General features: G+C 62.7%; 15 protein-coding genes. 8 read left to right on the forward strand and 7 right to left on the reverse strand.

The features are described from left to right. Nucleotides 1–39: 39 nt before the first annotated feature. The 6 genes from V6M89_RS16625 (at nucleotide 40) to V6M89_RS16650 (ending at nucleotide 6,707) form a co-directional block, all read left to right on the forward strand. The gene (locus V6M89_RS16625) at nucleotides 40–378 is read left to right on the forward strand and encodes a P-II family nitrogen regulator (RefSeq protein ID WP_020705920.1); all 339 of its coding nucleotides are present in this window, start codon (nucleotides 40–42) and stop codon (nucleotides 376–378) included. A gap of 188 nt (nucleotides 379–566) precedes the next feature. Continuing rightward, a complete protein-coding gene (locus V6M89_RS16630; protein WP_332854204.1) occupies nucleotides 567–1,976 on the forward strand; it encodes an aryl-sulfate sulfotransferase in 1,410 nt (469 codons plus the stop codon). A gap of 126 nt (nucleotides 1,977–2,102) precedes the next feature. Further along, on the forward strand, nucleotides 2,103–4,550 hold the full coding sequence (locus V6M89_RS16635) for a TonB-dependent receptor (protein ID WP_332854205.1): 2,448 nt from the start codon (nucleotides 2,103–2,105) through the stop codon (nucleotides 4,548–4,550). Between the two features lie 13 nt (nucleotides 4,551–4,563). Beyond that, nucleotides 4,564–5,979 carry a sulfatase family protein gene (locus V6M89_RS16640; RefSeq protein WP_332854206.1) on the forward strand — a complete coding sequence of 472 codons (1,416 nt, stop codon included), beginning with the start codon at nucleotides 4,564–4,566 and terminating at the stop codon, nucleotides 5,977–5,979. A gap of 72 nt (nucleotides 5,980–6,051) precedes the next feature. After that, the gene (locus V6M89_RS16645) at nucleotides 6,052–6,312 is read left to right on the forward strand and encodes an antitoxin (protein WP_332854207.1); all 261 of its coding nucleotides are present in this window, start codon (nucleotides 6,052–6,054) and stop codon (nucleotides 6,310–6,312) included. Nucleotides 6,313–6,320: 8 nt separating this feature from the next. After that, a complete protein-coding gene (locus V6M89_RS16650) occupies nucleotides 6,321–6,707 on the forward strand; it encodes a type II toxin-antitoxin system VapC family toxin (RefSeq protein WP_332854208.1) in 387 nt (128 codons plus the stop codon). A 15-nt stretch (nucleotides 6,708–6,722) separates the two neighbouring features. Here the strand turns inward: V6M89_RS16650 and V6M89_RS16655 are convergent, their stop codons facing one another. Genes V6M89_RS16655 through V6M89_RS16675 form a run of 5 tightly spaced genes read right to left on the reverse strand, consistent with a single transcriptional unit; the run spans nucleotide 6,723 to nucleotide 11,611 of the window. Then, nucleotides 6,723–7,175 carry a GNAT family N-acetyltransferase gene (locus V6M89_RS16655; protein WP_332854209.1) on the reverse strand — a complete coding sequence of 151 codons (453 nt, stop codon included), beginning with the start codon at nucleotides 7,173–7,175 and terminating at the stop codon, nucleotides 6,723–6,725. A gap of 24 nt (nucleotides 7,176–7,199) precedes the next feature. Beyond that, nucleotides 7,200–9,392 carry a formylglycine-generating enzyme family protein gene (locus V6M89_RS16660; RefSeq protein WP_332854210.1) on the reverse strand — a complete coding sequence of 731 codons (2,193 nt, stop codon included), beginning with the start codon at nucleotides 9,390–9,392 and terminating at the stop codon, nucleotides 7,200–7,202. After that, nucleotides 9,389–10,198 carry a peptidylprolyl isomerase gene (locus tag V6M89_RS16665; protein WP_332854211.1) on the reverse strand — a complete coding sequence of 270 codons (810 nt, stop codon included), beginning with the start codon at nucleotides 10,196–10,198 and terminating at the stop codon, nucleotides 9,389–9,391. Before V6M89_RS16665 ends, V6M89_RS16660 begins: the two co-directional genes overlap by 4 nt. Before the next feature lie 24 nt (nucleotides 10,199–10,222). Then, the gene (locus V6M89_RS16670) at nucleotides 10,223–10,861 is read right to left on the reverse strand and encodes a trimeric intracellular cation channel family protein (protein WP_332854212.1); all 639 of its coding nucleotides are present in this window, start codon (nucleotides 10,859–10,861) and stop codon (nucleotides 10,223–10,225) included. Nucleotides 10,862–10,918: 57 nt separating this feature from the next. Continuing rightward, nucleotides 10,919–11,611: an FMN-dependent NADH-azoreductase gene (locus V6M89_RS16675; RefSeq protein ID WP_332854213.1), complete on the reverse strand. Its 693-nt coding sequence runs from the start codon at nucleotides 11,609–11,611 to the stop codon at nucleotides 10,919–10,921. A 115-nt stretch (nucleotides 11,612–11,726) separates the two neighbouring features. Here V6M89_RS16675 and V6M89_RS16680 point away from each other — a divergent pair, with 115 nt between their 5' ends. Then, nucleotides 11,727–12,620: a LysR substrate-binding domain-containing protein gene (locus tag V6M89_RS16680; protein WP_332854214.1), complete on the forward strand. Its 894-nt coding sequence runs from the start codon at nucleotides 11,727–11,729 to the stop codon at nucleotides 12,618–12,620. On the opposite strand, the gene V6M89_RS16685 is transcribed toward V6M89_RS16680, so the two are convergent. Together V6M89_RS16685 and trxB are read right to left on the reverse strand one after the other, a co-directional pair. Continuing rightward, nucleotides 12,617–13,285 (reverse strand): Smr/MutS family protein, encoded by a 669-nt coding sequence (locus V6M89_RS16685; protein WP_332854215.1) that lies wholly within the window; start codon nucleotides 13,283–13,285, stop codon nucleotides 12,617–12,619. The genes V6M89_RS16680 and V6M89_RS16685 overlap by 4 nt on opposite strands. A 4-nt stretch (nucleotides 13,286–13,289) precedes the next feature. Then, nucleotides 13,290–14,243, reverse strand: a complete 954-nt coding sequence (gene trxB / locus V6M89_RS16690; protein WP_332854216.1) for a thioredoxin-disulfide reductase — start codon at nucleotides 14,241–14,243, stop codon at nucleotides 13,290–13,292. A gap of 249 nt (nucleotides 14,244–14,492) precedes the next feature. On the opposite strand from trxB, the gene V6M89_RS16695 reads away from it, so the two are divergent. Then, complete coding sequence (locus V6M89_RS16695; protein ID WP_332854217.1) at nucleotides 14,493–16,850, forward strand: DNA translocase FtsK; 2,358 nt, start codon at nucleotides 14,493–14,495, stop codon at nucleotides 16,848–16,850. Nucleotides 16,851–16,918: the final 68 nt, after the last annotated feature.

A 16,918-nucleotide genomic window follows, 5' to 3' on the forward strand; every position in this document is an offset into this window, starting at 1 on the left:
CGGCACCAGATTTTCGTTGAAACAAAATAAGGAGAAGTCATGAAACAGATTACCGCTGTGATCAAGCCGTTCAAATTGGACGAGGTGCGCGAAGCACTGGCCGAAGTTAATGTCACCGGCCTGACCGTTACCGAAGTTAAAGGTTTCGGCCGCCAGAAAGGCCACACCGAACTGTATCGTGGCGCGGAATACGTGGTCGATTTCCTGCCGAAAGTTAAAGTCGAAGTCGTGGTCGACGACGGCGTGGCCGAGCAGGTGGTGGATGCCATCATCAAAGCCGCCCGCACCGGCAAGATCGGCGACGGCAAGATCTTCGTGCAGAACGTTGAGCAGGTCATCCGCATCCGCACTGGCGAGACCGGCGCCGAAGCCGTTTAAACCCGCACGGCCAAGCGGGGTCAGACCCCGGACGGGGTCTGACCCCTAAGCGGCGCAGTCAGCGTATCGCTAAACGCATGCGGGGTTCTTCGGCATTTTTTGTATATCGATGTTTGGTTATATTAGTTCGAGTTTTCTACGTGGATTAGTAATATAGACACACTGTCCACTCACTGGGAACTCGTGTCATGACTACTCGTACACTCGCCGCACTGTCGCTGTTCACCGTTGCAGCCAACCTGGGCGCCGCGCCCAGCGTCTATCCTACCGGCGTCACCCGCTACGACACTGCCACCGCGTACAACAGCTACGTGATCTTCAGCGGCCAGGACAAGAACACCCATCTGATCGACATGAACGGCAACGAGGTACACCGCTGGAACGCCGAAGGCTTCCCGCCGGTGCTGCTGAACCCTGCGCTGACCGGCGGCAAGCGCGGCCACGTGCTGGTGCAGCTGGCCAGCACCACCGGCACCTCCAACGAGGGCAACGGCCTGCGCAACCAGGCCATCGGTGAACTGGACTGGAACAGCAAGGTCGTCTGGCAATGGGGCGCGGCCGGCGGCGCGCGGGATGCGTATGCCGCGCCGGTGGAAGGCAAGGCTTCTTCGCAAGTACCCGGCGGCAGCGCCAAGCAGCACCACGACTGGCGCCGTCTGCCGAACGGCAATACGCTGGTGCTGGCCAACCTGGTGCATCCGCTGGCAGGCTTCGCCGCGCCGCAGGTGCTGGACGATGTGATCTACGAGGTCACGCCGGGCGGCGACATCGTCTGGAAGTGGCTGGCCTCCGATCACCTGGATGAATTCGGCTTCAAGCCGGAATCGCTGAAGCTGGTGAAGAACGGCTACTCGCCGCGTGGCAAGGCTGCGCCGTTCGACTACCTACACGTCAACAACATGTCGGTGCTGGGGCCGAACCGCTGGTTCGATGCGGGCGATAAGCGCTTCAATCCCGATAACATCCTGATCGATTCGCGCGAGGCCAACTTCATCGTCATCCTCGACAAGCAGACCGGCAAAGTGGTGTGGTCGCTGGGGCCGGACTATCCGGCGCAGGTGCGCGGTCCGCGCGTGCTGCCGCGCCCGGTGGACCAGATCATCGGCCAGCATGATGCGCACCTGATCGAGCCGGGCTTGCCTGGCGCCGGCAACATCCTCGTGTTCGACAACCAAGGCGAGGCGGGCTATCCGCGCGTCAGCGTTGGCGTGCAGCCGCGCTCACGGGTGCTGGAGATCGATCCTGTCACCAAGCAGATCGTGTGGGAATACACGGGCGGCGATTCGAACGGACCGGAGTGGAGTTTCTACAGTTCTTTCATCAGCAGCGCGCGCCGCCTGCCGAACGGGAATACCCTGATCGATGAAGGCATGAACGGCCGCATCTTCCAGGTCACGAGCAAGGGCGACATCGCCTGGGAATACGTCAGCCCGTACTTCGCGCCGACGCCGGTAGCCGGCGCGGGCAAGCCGGTGTTGAGTAATTGGTTGTACCGCGCCCAACCGGTGCCGTACAACTGGGTGCCGGAAGGCACTCCGCGTTCCGAAAAAGCGGTCACGCCGCCGGAGCCAGGCAAGTTCCGCGTAGTCACGAACTAAGCGCGAACACGCCCCCGCGCCGCGCATCGTTGCGGCGCCATCACCTACCTACAACAACAGAACGCGCCGGCCGCCAAGCCGGGGTGCGGGGCGGTTCACGCCCGTTAATTTGAATGGAAGACTGCTATGCAACAGAATAAATTGGCCGCCGCCGTCGCTGCGGCATATGGACTCCTGCTGGTCGCCGCTGCGCCGGTGCAGGCGCAGAACGCCGCGGCGCTGGGCTTATCGGCGGCCTCCGTCGCTGCTGCCGCCGCCGGTGCAACCGCCGAAGCCGCCGCCGGCGCAACCGGGACTGCCGCCGCGAACGGCGCTGCTGCCGGCGCGGAGGCTGCCGCTGAAGGCGCCGAGCCGTCGGCCGCTGCCACGAGCGCCACCGCCGCCGCCGACGCTTCGCTGGAAGTGGTGGCCCGCGTCACCGTCTCCACGCGCCGCCGCAACGAGACGTCGCAAAGCGTGCCAACGTCGATGAGCGTGCTCGATAGCAGCGCGCTGGAAGGCAACCGCGTCTACCGCGTGCAGGACTTGCAGCAACTGCTGCCCAGCACCACCGTCAATTACGTCCACGCGCGCCAGATGAGCTTTGCCGTCCGCGGCCTCGGCAACAACCCGGCCAGCGACGGCCTGGAAGGCAGCGTCGGCGTCTATCTCGACAACGTGTACCTGGCCCGTCCCGGCATGGCCGCCTTCGATGCGCTGGACATCCAGCAGCTGGAACTGTTGCGCGGTCCGCAAGGCACGCTGTTCGGCAAGAACACCACCGCCGGCGTGCTCAACATCACCACCAAGCAGCCGACCTTCCGCAGCGAGAACAGCGCCCAGCTGTCGCTCGGCCAGCAGGACTACGTTCAGGCCAAGGCCGTGCTGTCGGGCGCCTTCTCGGACACGGCGGCCGGCCGCATCGCCGTCTACAAGACGCATGAGGGCGGCTACATCACCAACGTCTACAACAGCAGCAAAGTGCAGGGCGGCGACCGCGAAGGCGTGCGCGCCCAGTTGCTGCTGGAACCGAACAGCAAAGTCAGCGCCCGCCTGATCGCCGACTACAACGTCGAGGATTCCAACAACGGCACGCTGATCTTCTACAGCGCCGGCCCTGGCGGCAAGTTCCTGTCGCAGGCCGCTGCCGTCGGCGGCCACCCGATCACCGATCCGACCAAGCGCCAGGTCAACCTGGACAGCGGCTCGCATGTGGACGTTCACCAGGGCGGCGTCTCGGGCGAGGTCAACTGGAAGCTGGACAACGACTACAAATTCACCTCCATCAGCGCCTACCGATTCTGGAACTTCACGCCGCACAATGACGACGGCCTCGACGTGCCGGTCGTGCTGAACGTCGGTTCGTCCGCGCGCCATCGCCAATTCACACAGGAGCTGCGCCTTGCAACGCCACTGGGCCGGCCGGTGGAATCGGTGCTCGGCGCGTACTACTATTACCAGAACCTGGACAACGTCAACTTCACCTACAACGGGCCGCTGGCCGACAAGTTCAACGCCACGCCGGCCGGCGCCTGGAGCAATGTCACCAGCATCGGCAACGGCCACCTGCGCGTCAACAGCTACGCCTTGTTCGGCCAGTCGATCTGGCACATCGATCCGAAGTGGGATTTGACCGGCGGCCTGCGCGCCACCTACGAAGACAAGATCGCCCAGGTGACGCGCGATGCGCCGATCGGCGGCGCCGTCGTCACCGGCCCGGCGCTGGCATCGCGCAACGCCCGCTACGGCGTTTACAACTCCGGCGACGTCCACCTCAACAACCTGAGCCCATCGGCGCTGCTCACGCTGGCCTACAAGGTCGATACCGACGTACTGGCCTTCGGCAGTCTGTCGCACGGCGAGAAATCGGGTGGCATCAACCTGTCGGTGCCGGGCGCGGCGGGTGTGTCCTCGCTCAGGGTCAACAACGAAAAGGCCAACAACCTGGAGCTGGGCATCAAGAGCAACCTGCTGGAGCGCCGCGCGCAAGTCAACGCCAGCCTGTTCTGGAACGAGGTCAAGGGCTACCAGAGCAATGCCTACGATCCGGTCAGCGCCACGTCCTACCTGACCAACGCCGGCAACGTGCGCAGCCGCGGCCTGGAGCTGGACACCAGCTTTGTCGTGGTGCGTGGTTTCACGCTGGGCGCCAACGGTTCGTTCAACGACGTCAAGTACAAGGAGTACAAGAACGCGCCGTGCCCGAGCGAGCGTCCCGGCGCATCGTGCGATCTGTCGGGCCGCGCCGCGCTGGTCAATGCGCCGCGCTGGATCGGCAACCTCAGCGCGCAATACGCGACTACGCTGGAGGCCAATGTCGAAGGCTACAGCAACATCAATTACGCCTACCGCAGCGGGACTTACGGTACGCTGGATGCTTCGGAGTACTCGCGCATTCCTGCCTACAGCCTGACCAATCTGTCGGCCGGCGTGAAAGTGAAGAACGGCCAGACCCGCTGGGATATCTCGGTCTGGGCCAAGAACGTGTTCGACAAGACCTATTACACCAGCACCTGGAACACCAGCCCGAGTGCCTATAACGCCGTGATCGGAACGCCCCGCCAGGTTGGCGTGACCGCCCGCGCGGATTTCTGATTGGAGACCATGCATGACGAATAACACCCGCCGCCGCGTACTTAAATCCCTGCCTGCGCTGGCGCTGGCCGGCGTTCTGCCGAATGGCCTGGCCGCCGGCAAGGAGCAGCCGAACATCATCTTCATCCTGGCCGATGACCTGGGGCACGCCGACCTGGGCGTCTACGGCCAGACCGATTTCCGCACGCCCAACCTGGACAGGCTGGCCGGGCAGGGTATCCGCTTCACGCAGGCTTATGCCAACTCGGCCGTGTGCTCGGCGACGCGCTTTGCTCTGATCACAGGCCGCTACCAGTACCGCCTGCGCGGCGGGCTGGAGGAGCCGATCGCCGGCGCTTCCGACACCATCGGCCTGCCGCGCACGCATCCGACACTGCCGTCGCTGCTGAAGAAGCAGGGCTACGGCACGGCGCTGATCGGCAAGTGGCACCTGGGCTACCTGCCGACCTTCGGCCCGCTGAAGAGCGGCTACGATAGCTTCTTCGGCAACTACGGCGGCGCCATCGACTACTTCACGCACAAGCCGGGCGTCGGCCCGCAGGTGAAGGAGGATTTGTACGAGGGCGAAGTGCCGGTGCACCAGATTGGCTATTACACCGACCTGCTGGGCGCGCGCGCAGTGGATTATGTGCAGAAGCAGCAGGCCGGCAAGCCCTTCCTGCTGTCGCTGCACTACACGGCGCCGCACTGGCCTTGGGAAGGGCCGGGCGACGAGGCCATCTCGCGCGACATCGACAACATCTTCCACTACGACGGCGGCGACCTGGCCACCTACGGCCGCATGGTCGAATCGCTGGATGCGTCGATCGGCCGCGTGTTGAAAGCGCTGGAGGATAAGGGGCTGGCCGAGAACACCATCGTCATCTTCACCAGCGACAACGGCGGCGAGCGCTTCTCGAAGACGTGGCCGCTGACCGGGCAAAAGACCGAGCTGCTGGAAGGCGGCATCCGCGTGCCAGCCATCGTGCGCTGGCCGGCGAAGATTGCGGCGGGGCAGGTGTCCGAGCAGGTGGCGATCAGCATGGACTGGCTGCCGACCTTGCTGGCCGCAGCCGGCGGCGCGCCCGATCCGGCCTATCCGACCGACGGAACCAATCTGCTGCCGCTGTTGCTGGGCCAGGCGAAGCAGCAGGAGCGCACGCTGCTGTGGCGCTACAAGGCTAACGCGCAGCGCGCCATCCGTTCCGGCAATTGGAAGTATCTGAAAATTGGCGGCAACGAGTTCCTGTTCGACGTGGCCAAGGACCAGCGCGAGCGCGCCAACCTGGCCAAGCGCCACCCCGAAGTGTTTGCGAAGTTGAAAGAGCAGTGGGAGCAGTGGAACAAGGAGATGCTGCCGATCACCGCCGACGTGCGCACGCACGGCGTCAGCGGCAAGGTACAGGCAGACCGCTATGGCGTGCCGCCGGCGGGCAGCATCGTCGATTGAGGCCTATCATCTGATTAGCATTGCACCTTTTTTGAGTTGGCATATACTTTGGTATATGCCAAAGAGGTGATCATGAGCTATATCGCAAAACTCTTTGTCAATGGGCGCAGCCAAGCGGTGCGCTTGCCTGCCGCCTACCGGTTTGACACCAAAGAGGTCTTTATTCGACAAGACCCTGAAACCGGGGATGTGATCCTGTCACGGCGGCCCAGTAATTGGGATGGTTTTTTCGCAGCGCTGAAGAGCGCCGATGTGCCCGCCGATTTCCTTAGCGAGGAAGAGCGTCGCCAGGAGTCGCCGCAGCGCGATCCTTTTGAAGGATGGCGAGAATGACGTTGTACATGCTCGATACCAATACGGTCAGCCATCTGGTCAAGGACCATCCGGTTGTTACCGGGCGCTTGTTGAATGTGCCGATGGCGTTGCTTTGCATTTCGGCCATCACCAAGGGTGAACTGATGTTCGGATTAGCCAGGCGGCCGGAGGCGATCCGGTTGCGGACGGTGGTGCAAGAATTTCTGCGGCGCGTCGATGTTCTGCCATGGGATGGCGATGCAGCGGAACTTTACGGCACGGTGCGTGGACAGATGACGGCGAAGGACAATGTTCTGGCGCCGTTCGATTTGCTGATTGCGACCCATGCCCTGATCAAGGATGCGGTCCTGGTCACGAGCGACCATGTCTTCGCCCAAGTTCCTAAACTGCGGGTCGAAGACTGGACCCGCTAGCATTTTCGTGCACGACTATTTTTTAGTGGTGTAGGTGTAGAAGAAGTCGTCGTCGCGCTCCCAGCCTTCGGTTTCGTAGAGCGTTTGCGCAGCGGTGTTTGTGTTTGAGGTGGACAGGGCGAGACGAATGGCGCCAACCGCGCGCGCAAAATCGGCTGCTGCTGCCAGTAGTTTGGAACCCACTCCTTTGCGGCGGCCCAGTTCATTGACGAACAAGTCGTTCAGGACGTAGATACGACCAAGCGAAACGCTGGAGAAGCTCGGATACAGTTGCGTAAAGCCGATGGGCTCGGATCCATCGTGCGCGATAAACAGTACCGACTCGCCGTTGCCGAATCGGTCGATCAGGAATTGCTTTGCCGCCGCGACGTCGCTTTCGCGGCCATAGAACTGGCGGTAGCCATCGAATAAAACGGACAGTGCGTCAATATCAGTGAGTGCGGCCTGGCGAATACTAATTGTGCTCATGCGGGTTCCATACGAAAAGTGAAATTATTCGGTTGTCGTGTCTTTTGCGCCCCGGAATCCCAGGCCGCCGGAGCGGTCCTTGGAAGGGGCCATCAGCAAGTACTTCCCGTGTTCATTCAGCTTGTAGGCTTGCGGGAAGTACCAGTATGAATCTTGTGGCTGGTAGTAACTGCCGCCGCGCAGGATCGCTGTGCGGGTGTGCTCATCGGCGAACTCGTTGGTCCATTGCCAGACGCCGCCGATCATGTCCTCGACGCCAAATGGGCTGGCCGCGCCCGGGTGCTGGCCGACCTGTTCCGGTGCCGGAAGGTCGCGCCCCTTGGCCGGTGTCGGGACCATCGCTGCATCCCACTCATTTCCCCATGGGTAGAGGCGGCCATCGTTGCCCTGGGCAGCATACTGCCACTCCCATTCATTCGGCAAGCGCTTGCCGGCCCATAGCAAATATGCGCGCGCGTCTTCCAGCGAAACCCAGGTCACTGGCCGATTTTCATCGCCGGATCGAGGGCTGCCGTTCACCCAATGCTTGAGGAAGTTGTGGTCATCCTTCGGCCGATAGGCCGCCGCGCTGACGAATTTCTTGAACTGCGCATTGGTGACCGGATATTTGTCGATGTAAAACGACTTGATCGTCAGGCGATGTACGTGGCCGCGTCTGGCGGACTGCTCCCATGGGTATTGCACATCCAGTCCCGGTTTGTTTTCGCCTTCGATCTCAATGCCGTGCACTTGGAAGTCAAAGACGGTTCCCGGTATCTTGACCATGCCATCGGGAGTGCTGCGGGCGGGAGTGCTGGCTGCGATCGGCGTCATTTTCTGCTGCAGCGGCCGCCACTCGTTGGCGTAGGAATGTAATGGCTTGGTGGCCTGTCGCGCCAATCGCTTTAATGTGATGTCCAGGTCGGCAATGCTGGCATCGCGGTCGATGCGCAGCACGGCGCCGTAGCCGTGTGCTTCCAGTTGCACGCTCAGTTCGGCTTGATCGTCGCGGATCAGCGGCGTGATTTCTTTGCCGTTCCACACATCGAAGTAGCGTTGGCCCGGCTTGTGCGGGACGCGCATGATGCTCTCGTTCACGCTCCAGTCGGTGCGATTGATGATCGTCCACAGCGACTTGCCAGGCAGCGGAAACTCACTGGCATAGACGCCGTAATGCAGCGTCGGCACATGCGGCCGCCAGTCGGCGCTGACGAGGTGATCGGGGAAGGCCCGATAGATGGTGGAGATCCGGCGCATCGCTTCGCCGTCGCGCGGCGTGAACTGGTTCCACCAACCCCAGACGTTCTCCCAGCTTTCGATGCCGACGCCGTTGAAAAAGGCATCCTGCAGAATATTGGTGCGGTCGGTGGCCCAGCGGTCGCACACATGCACCATATGGCGTGGTTCCATCCACTTCCATTTGCTGACCAGGGGCACCAGCGCCGTCGGCCAGTAGCCCCAGCTCTGCTGGTTGTAGGCCAGCATGCCGTCATCCTTGAATGCGAGCTCTGGTTCCAGCGCGACCGGATGACCGGTGGCGTCGGAGGCGGTGCGGTACTCCAGCGGCAGGCCGTCCATCGTATCGCCGTTGATGCCGTCAGCGCCGATCTCCGCCATCAGCGCTGCGGTGGCTTGATGCATGGTCGTGCCGACGTCGCGCGAGCCGGTGTCCCACGGCATGGTGGGGAAGAAGACCTTGACGCCGCGTGCATGGAAGTCCTTGACCAGCTGCCGAACGCCGTCGATGCCGCCGGGCAGGTCGCGCACCATGTCCCATTGGTTGCGGTTGTCGATGCCGATGTTGGGATAGACCGGCCAGAGCAGGACGCTGTCGATGCCGCCGTAGCGCTGCTCAAGGTCTTTCAGGTAGCGGTCGACGGTGTAGCGTCTAGTAAGCGGGTCGTACAGATAGCGGTCCTCCACCATGGCCTGCGGCTGCACGAAATTGCGCTGGGTCCAGCGCAGCTCAGGGCGGCGATACTGGGCGTCGTCGTATTGGATCTTAGCCAGCTGTCCAGTGCGCCAGCTGCGCATGGCGACCAGCCAGGCTTCGTGCTTGCCGTTGGGATCGCGCTTCCAGTTGTTCAGCCGCGCGAGCCAGTCCGCTTCGCCGATATCTTGCTGGTCGGGGCCGATAATTTGGCTGCCTCGAACGTCAATCGAGATGGGCGCCGCCATGGCGGCCGGCAAGGTCTGTATTAGTGACACAGTCAGCAGCCAGGCTGCGCTTCTGCTCATGGTTCAACCTTCACCGGTACGACCACATCGCAGACGCTGAAATCCGCTTTCTTCTGATGCCTGATCTTATCGATGAATGCGCTCAGGGCTTTGCCTGTCATGACGCTTACCTTGGGCCGTTGGGATGCCGGCAGATCCGCCAGCAAGCGTACCGATTGCATCAGGTCCGGGTTGGCGGGCGGCTCTCCCTGCTGCAGCGCCAGCAACACGTCCATGCCGACAACCACGCGCCCAATCACGGAGTAGGTGTGGTCCAGGCGGCGACTTGCCGCCAGCATGAAATAGAACTCGCTGTTCGCCGAATCCAGCGGCTCGTCGCGCCCCATTCCCATGACGCCGGCGCAATGGACGCCCCAGGCAATCCGGGCTTGCTGGTCCGCAAGAATCGGAATGGACTGAAAGGGCACGCTACCCAGGAAACCGCTGCCTGCATCGGTGGCATTGCTGGCCCAGACTTCGATGGCCTTGCGCTGATGCTTGAAGGTCATCTCAGGCGCCAGGTTCGGATAGGACGTCTTTCCGCCATCCTTGTTGTTTGGATTGCCGGTCTGTGCGACGAAGTCGCCGATAACCCGATGGAACTGCAAGCCGTCATAGGTTTTTTCGCGCGCCAGCATCTTCACCCGTTCGATGGATTTGGGTGCCATTTCCGGCCGCATTTCGATGATCAGGCGACCCTTGGTAGTATCGATGACGAGCGAGTTTTCAGGATCGAGCGCGCGCCAGGTTTGCTGAGCGTGGCAGACGGGACTAAGGCCGGCAACCAGGAGCCCAGCGATAATGCCGGGTTTGCAAAATAGTCCCATGAGTGCCTGCTCTTTCGAATGTGATCAATTCTTGTGGTAGTGGAGGTGCAGCTCGAACTTCCACGTCACCAGCCGCAGCACGGTGATGCAGGCGGCGCTGGCCCATAGCGCGAAGTCGTCGGAGACGTCGGTGTACTGCAGGCCGATATACATCCAGCAGCCGAAGAAGGCGCAGATGGCGTAGGGTTTGCCGTCGCGGAAGACCATCGGCACTTCGTTGCAGACGATGTCGCGCAGCACGCCGCCGAAGATGCCGGTGATCACGCCCATCATCGAGGCAATGAACAGCGGCATGTGCGCGGCCTGCGCCTGCGAGACACCTGCCACGGCGAACAGCCCGAGGCCGATGGCGTCGGCCACCACGATCAGGCGTTCGGACAAAATCTGGCGCAGGGTGCGCATCAGCGGCGCGGCCACCAGCGCCAGGATGAAGATCAGGATCGCGTATTCCTGGTGCAGCACCCAGAACAGCGGTCTTCGGTCGAGCAGGATGTCGCGCAACGTGCCGCCGCCGAACGCGGTGATGAAGGCCACCGTGAACACGCCCACCACGTCCATGCGCTTGCGGCGCGCTTCAACGAAGCCGGAAAACGCGCCCACCAGAATCGCGACAATCTCGATGACGGTGATCAGGGAAACGTGCGGAACAGGGACGTGCTTCATGTAGGCTTATGGACAAAGTGATGATGCCATAGGTTAACATGACAAACCGACCACGTGTCATGATTCTGATGTCTGTCGCCGTTGCGCGCTCAACTGCGCCACCAGCCGCTCGACGTGTGACTCTGCCGCCACAATCGACGCTTGCAGCCGTTCGTCGCCGAATTCGTCGTACTCGATGGCCGCCCCATGCACGTCGGTGATGCCGATATAGCCCAGCGCCGTGGTGATCGACGGTTCCACATGGTTCATGTGGGCGAGGCGCTGGTCCTGGCCGTAGCCATAGTCGCCGCGCGAGCTGAGGATGACGAACGATTTGCGATGCTGGTCCAGCAGCGGCCAGTAGGGCGCGCCGGCGCGGCTGCGGTCGAAGCCGAAGGTCCGCCCCACGCGCACGATGTTGTCGATATAGGCCTTGAACTGCGCCGGCACGTTGAAGTTATACATCGGCACGCCCGCGACGACCAGGTCGGCCGCGCACAGTTCATCGATCAACTGGTCGCTTTCTTCCAGCACCGCGTGCATCCACGGCAGGCGCTGCTCGGGCTTGGTAAACGCGGCATGGATCCAGTCGCCGGTCACGTGCTGCGGCGGAAGGGCGCCCAGGTCGCGATAGATCACGGTGTCGTCGGGATGCGCGGCTCGCCAAAGGGCGACGAAGCGCGAGCTCAGGCGCCGGGTATGCGAGCCGAATGGCTGGTCTGCGGAATTGCCCATGCGGGCGCTGGAGTCGAGGTGTAGGAGTGTGGTCATGGTGTGGATGCGGTATGCTCGCGGGTTGTCGAGCAATGACTATAGGTCGTGCTGTCACGCCCGACAAACCAGCTGAATTGATGCCAGACGAATTGGATTCACTCGAGGACACACCATGTTTCGTGCTTTACCGGTTATCGCGCTGCGCACTTTCGAATCGTCGGCGCGCCACCTGAGTTTCAAGCTGGCGGCCGACGAACTGGCGGTGACGCCAGGCGCGGTGTCGCACCAGGTGCGGACGCTGGAGGAATGGCTGGGCGTGGCGCTGTTCGAGCGCCTGCCGCGCGGTGTCCGGCTGACGCCCAAGGGCGAGACGCTGTTCCATTCGCTGCACTCGGCGCTGGCCGACCTGGCGCAAGTGACCAACAGCCTGCGCGCGATGCCGGTGGCCGGCCGCCTGACCGTAACCACCGCCTCGTCGTTTGCCGCGCTGTGGCTGATTCCCCGTCTGGACCGGTTCTACGCCGCTCATCCTGACGTCAATCTGCGGCTGGATACGTCGACCGCGCCTATCGACCTACAGCAGGACGCCAGCGTCGACGTCGCGATCCGCTACGGCGGCGGCCCGTATCCGGAGTTGTACAGCCCGGGCGGCATGGTCGAGTCGTTCGGCGTCTACGGCGCGCCGGGCAGGGTGGATGAGTTGATGGACCTTGCGGCGCCGTCGCTGATATCTGTCCATTGGGCCAAGTCCACGCTGTACCGCGACAGCTGGTGCGCGTGGAGCGACGCGGCCGACAAGGGCTGGCTGCCGGGGCTGGCGCTGCGGGAATATGCGGAGGAAATGTATGCGCTGCAGGCGGCGATCGCCGGGCAGGGCCTGGTTATGGCCAGCTCCATCCTGGTTGCCGATACGGAGCAGAGAGGGCTGTTGAAGGCCGCGCGGCCGGATATACAGATCGCCGGCGGCACTTACACGGTGTTGTGTCTGCCGGGCCGGGAGCGGCATCCGCCGGTGCAGGCTTTCTTCGATTGGCTGCGCAGTGAATGGGCAGCCGCTGCGCCTTAGCGCTGGACTTGCAACGCGGCGCGCAGCAGCACGATCAACGCGCCTTCGCCGCCTTCGGACGGGCGGGCCTGGCAGAAGGCCACGACTTCTTCCTTCTGCACCAGCCAGCTATGCACCATGGACTTGAGCACCGGCTCCTGGCTCTTGGAGCCGAAGCCGCGGCCATGAATCACGCACACGCAGCGGTGATTGCGCATGGCCGACTTGCGCAGGAAATCTCCGATGGCGTCGCGCGCATCGTCGCGGCGCAGGCCGTGCAGGTCCAGCTCGTCCTGCACCGGCCAGTGGCCCTTGCGCATCTTCTTCACCACGTCCGGGCCGACGCCCGGAGCGGCGTAGTTCAGCGCCGGATCTTCTTCCAGGTAATGATCGACTTCAAACAGGTCGGACAGCGACTCGCGCAGCACGGCCGCGTCGTCCTCGGCCTGCGTCAGCTTGCGGGCCGGCACGGCGGCTACGGACGCAGTCTTCGGCATCTGCGGCACATAACGGTCCGACACCGGCATGCGCTTGACGCCGCCCAGGCTGGACTGGAAGATATTCGCTTCCACTGCTTGCACCTTTTCCCGCTTGACGCGTTCCGCCTCGGCGGCGGCGCGCGTGTCGGCCTGCTCCTTGAGCTGCTTGGCCAGCGATTTCAGGTCGGCGAAGTCTTTCAGTCCCACGCTATTACTCCTGGCCTTCGAGGTAGCGCTGGGCGTCCAGCGCGGCCATGCAGCCGGTGCCGGCGCTGGTGATGGCCTGGCGGTAGATGTGATCCTGCACGTCGCCGGCGGCGAACACGCCCGGTACGCTGGTCGCGGTCGCCATGCCTTCGGTGCCGGTCTTGGTCTTGATGTAACCGTTGTGCATGTCCAACTGGCCTTCGAAGATGCCGGTGTTCGGCTTGTGGCCGATGGCGATGAACAGGCCGTGCACGGTCAGCTCGGTGACGGCGCTGTTGTCGGTCGACTGGATCTTGATGCCGGTGACGCCGCTGTCGTCGCCCAGCACTTCTTGCAGCGTGTGGTTGTACTTGATGACGATCTTGCCTTCGGCGACCTTGGCGTTCAGGCGGTCGATCAGGATGGCTTCGGCGCGGAACTTGTCGCGGCGGTGGATCAGCGTCACTTTGGTGGCGATGTTGGACAGGTACAGCGCTTCCTCGACGGCGGTGTTGCCGCCGCCGACCACGGCCACTTCCTGGCCACGGTAGAAGAAGCCGTCGCAGGTGGCGCAGGCGGACACGCCTTTGCCCATGAACGCCTGTTCCGACGGCAGGCCCAGGTACTGTGCCGAGGCGCCGGTCGAGATGATCAGCGTGTCGCAGGTGTACTCGTGGCTGTCGCCGATCAGGCGGATCGGTTTTTCTTGCAGCTTGACGGTGTGGATATGATCGAACACGATGTCAGTATTGAAACGTTCCGCGTGCTGCAGGAAGCGTTGCATCAGGTCCGGGCCTTGCACGCCCATCGGGTCCGCCGGCCAGTTTTCCACGTCGGTGGTGGTCATCAGCTGGCCGCCTTGCTCGACGCCGGTGACCAGCATCGGCTTCAGGTTGGCGCGCGCGGCGTAGATGGCGGCGCTGTAGCCGGCTGGGCCGGAGCCAAGGATCAATACACGGGCGTGTTTAGGTGTGGTCATGGAAGGCTTCTTAATATGTTGGATTAATCCGAATTTGGGGGCATTTATAGTGACGGCAAGGGCGGCAGCATGGCGGACGCTATTGCATTCACAAAGGCAATACAAGATTATAGTGCAAGCAGCGCATCAGGATGAATCGTCGGGCCGGTTGGGGCCCATATGCCTTAGAATACCCATATCCGAATATTTCCTGACCGATAAGATTGCAACACCTTTATACCTATGAGCAGTAAAAAAGTTCAGGAACGCATGCCAAAAGCCTCTTCCGCCGGATCTTCCGCCTATACCCGCACCCCGACCGAACGCCAGCCCCTGCCGAATCGGCTGGTGCGGCTGCTGTCCGAGGCGCGCTGGCTGGCGCTCGCCGTGCTCGGCCTGTATTTCGTGCTGATCCTCATCAGCTACGACAAGATGGACCCCGGCTGGTCCCATGAAACGCTGGTGCCTAAAGTGCACAATCTCGGCGGGCGCGCTGGCGCCTGGCTGTCCGACCTGCTGTTGTATATCTTCGGCTTTTCGGCCTGGTGGTGGGCGTTTTGCCTGCTGCGCATCGTCTGGCTGGGTTATCGCCGGCTGACGCAGAAATACGTGCTGTCCAAGGAACCTGATCCGGAACACGCGCAGGAACCGTTGATACGCGGGATAGGCTTCGTGCTGCTGTTTATCGGTAGCGTCGGGCTGGAATACCTGCGCATGTACTCGCTGCATGTGCAACTGCCGCGCGCGCCGGGCGGCGTGCTGGGGCAACTGATCGGCCATTCGACCCATGTGGCGTTCGGCTTCACCGGCGCGACCTTGTTGCTGTTGCTGCTGTTCGGTCTGGGCCTGAGCCTGTTCTTCCACGTCTCGTGGCTGACCTTGGCCGAGCGCATCGGCGGCGGCATCGAGATGATGATCGACTGGTTCATCCAGCGCTACCAGTACCGCGAAGACCGCCGCCAGGGCGAGGTCGCCGCCGTCAAGCGCGAAGAGGTGGTGGTCATCGAGCGCGCCAAGCACGTCGAGAAGCATCCCGTGGCGGCGGCGCCGGTCAAGATCGAGCCGCAGGTGGTTGCCGTGGTCAAGTCCGAGCGCGTCGAGAAGGAGCGCCAGGCCAATCTGTTCCAGGATCTGAGCGGAGACAGCCGGTTGCCGGCCCTGTCCCTGCTGGACGAGGCGGCCGAGGTGCAGGAAACCGTGTCGATCGAAACGCTGGAATTCACCAGCCGCCTGATCGAGAAGAAACTGTCCGACTTCGGCGTCGAAGCCAAGGTGGTGGCGGCCTATCCGGGGCCGGTCGTCACGCGCTACGAGATCGAGCCGGCCACCGGCGTCAAGGGCAGCCAGATCGTCGGCCTGGCGCGCGACTTGGCGCGTTCGCTGTCGCTGACTTCGATCCGCGTGGTCGAGACCATTCCGGGCAAGAATTACATGGCGCTGGAATTGCCGAATCCGAAGCGCCAGATCGTGCGCCTGAGCGAGATCGTCGGTTCCAAGGTCTACAACGACAATCCTTCGCCGCTGACGGTGGCGCTGGGCAAGGATATCGCCGGCAAGGCCGTGGTGGCCGACCTGGCCAAGATGCCGCACTTGCTGGTCGCCGGTACCACCGGCTCGGGTAAATCGGTGGGTATCAACGCCACCATCCTGTCGCTGCTGTACAAGTCCGACCCGGCCGACGTGCGCATGATCCTGATCGATCCGAAGATGCTGGAGATGTCGGTGTACGAAGGCATCCCGCACCTGCTGGCGCCGGTGGTGACCGACATGCGCCAGGCGGGCCATGCGTTGAACTGGGCGGTCAACGAGATGGAGCGCCGCTACAAGCTGATGTCCAAGCTGGGCGTGCGTAACCTGGCCGGCTACAACGCCAAGATCGCCGAAGCCAAGAAGAAGGAAGAACACATCCCGAATCCGTTCAGCCTGACGCCGGATTCGCCGGAGCCGCTGGAAAAACTGCCGACCATCGTCATCATCATCGACGAGCTGGCCGACCTGATGATGGTCGTCGGCAAAAAGGTGGAAGAGCTGATTGCCCGTATCGCGCAAAAAGCCCGTGCCGCCGGCCTGCACTTGATTCTGGCGACGCAGCGCCCATCTGTAGACGTGATTACCGGCCTGATCAAGGCCAATATCCCGACCCGTATCGCGTTCCAGGTATCGTCGAAGATCGACTCGCGCACCATTCTGGACCAGATGGGGGCGGAAGCGCTGCTCGGCATGGGTGACATGTTGTACATGCCGCCGGGTACCGGCTTGCCAGTGCGGGTGCACGGCGCGTTTGTGTCGGATGAGGAGGTGCACCGCGTGGTCAAGCATTTGAAGACCACCGGCGAGCCGAATTATATTGAAGGCATCCTCGAAGGCGGCACGCTGGAAGGCGAAGCCGGCGGCGGTGATGCGGTGGCGGGCGAGGGCGGCGGCGAGGCCGATCCGATGTATGACCAGGCGGTGCAGGTGGTGTTGAAGAACCGCCGCGCCTCGATCTCGCTGGTGCAGCGCCATCTGCGCATCGGCTACAACCGTGCGGCGCGCTTGCTGGAACAAATGGAAAATAGCGGAGTGGTCTCCGCCATGCAGTCGAACGGCAACCGCGACATTCTGGTGCCGGCTGCCAGTGCAGAATAAAACAGGATAAACCGTATGATTACTTTCACCACCGCCACGTCATTCCCGCGCAAGCGGGAATCCATGCT

This window comes from Duganella sp. S19_KUP01_CR8 (assembly GCF_036688705.1).
Taxonomy (GTDB): Bacteria; Pseudomonadota; Gammaproteobacteria; order Burkholderiales; family Burkholderiaceae_D; genus Rugamonas.

Coding starts and splice junctions, on each gene's coding strand:
- V6M89_RS16655 (WP_332854209.1), bottom strand. CDS start 7,175: ATGAGCACAATTAGTATTCGCCAGGCCGCACTCACTGATATTGACGCA.
- V6M89_RS16625 (WP_020705920.1), top strand. CDS start 40: ATGAAACAGATTACCGCTGTGATCAAGCCGTTCAAATTGGACGAGGTG.
- V6M89_RS16675 (WP_332854213.1), bottom strand. CDS start 11,611: ATGACCACACTCCTACACCTCGACTCCAGCGCCCGCATGGGCAATTCC.
- V6M89_RS16660 (WP_332854210.1), bottom strand. CDS start 9,392: ATGAGCAGAAGCGCAGCCTGGCTGCTGACTGTGTCACTAATACAGACC.
- V6M89_RS16695 (WP_332854217.1), top strand. CDS start 14,493: ATGCCAAAAGCCTCTTCCGCCGGATCTTCCGCCTATACCCGCACCCCG.
- V6M89_RS16650 (WP_332854208.1), top strand. CDS start 6,321: ATGCTCGATACCAATACGGTCAGCCATCTGGTCAAGGACCATCCGGTT.
- V6M89_RS16640 (WP_332854206.1), top strand. CDS start 4,564: ATGACGAATAACACCCGCCGCCGCGTACTTAAATCCCTGCCTGCGCTG.
- V6M89_RS16670 (WP_332854212.1), bottom strand. CDS start 10,861: ATGAAGCACGTCCCTGTTCCGCACGTTTCCCTGATCACCGTCATCGAG.
- V6M89_RS16630 (WP_332854204.1), top strand. CDS start 567: ATGACTACTCGTACACTCGCCGCACTGTCGCTGTTCACCGTTGCAGCC.
- V6M89_RS16645 (WP_332854207.1), top strand. CDS start 6,052: ATGAGCTATATCGCAAAACTCTTTGTCAATGGGCGCAGCCAAGCGGTG.
- trxB (WP_332854216.1), bottom strand. CDS start 14,243: ATGACCACACCTAAACACGCCCGTGTATTGATCCTTGGCTCCGGCCCA.
- V6M89_RS16635 (WP_332854205.1), top strand. CDS start 2,103: ATGCAACAGAATAAATTGGCCGCCGCCGTCGCTGCGGCATATGGACTC.
- V6M89_RS16680 (WP_332854214.1), top strand. CDS start 11,727: ATGTTTCGTGCTTTACCGGTTATCGCGCTGCGCACTTTCGAATCGTCG.
- V6M89_RS16665 (WP_332854211.1), bottom strand. CDS start 10,198: ATGGGACTATTTTGCAAACCCGGCATTATCGCTGGGCTCCTGGTTGCC.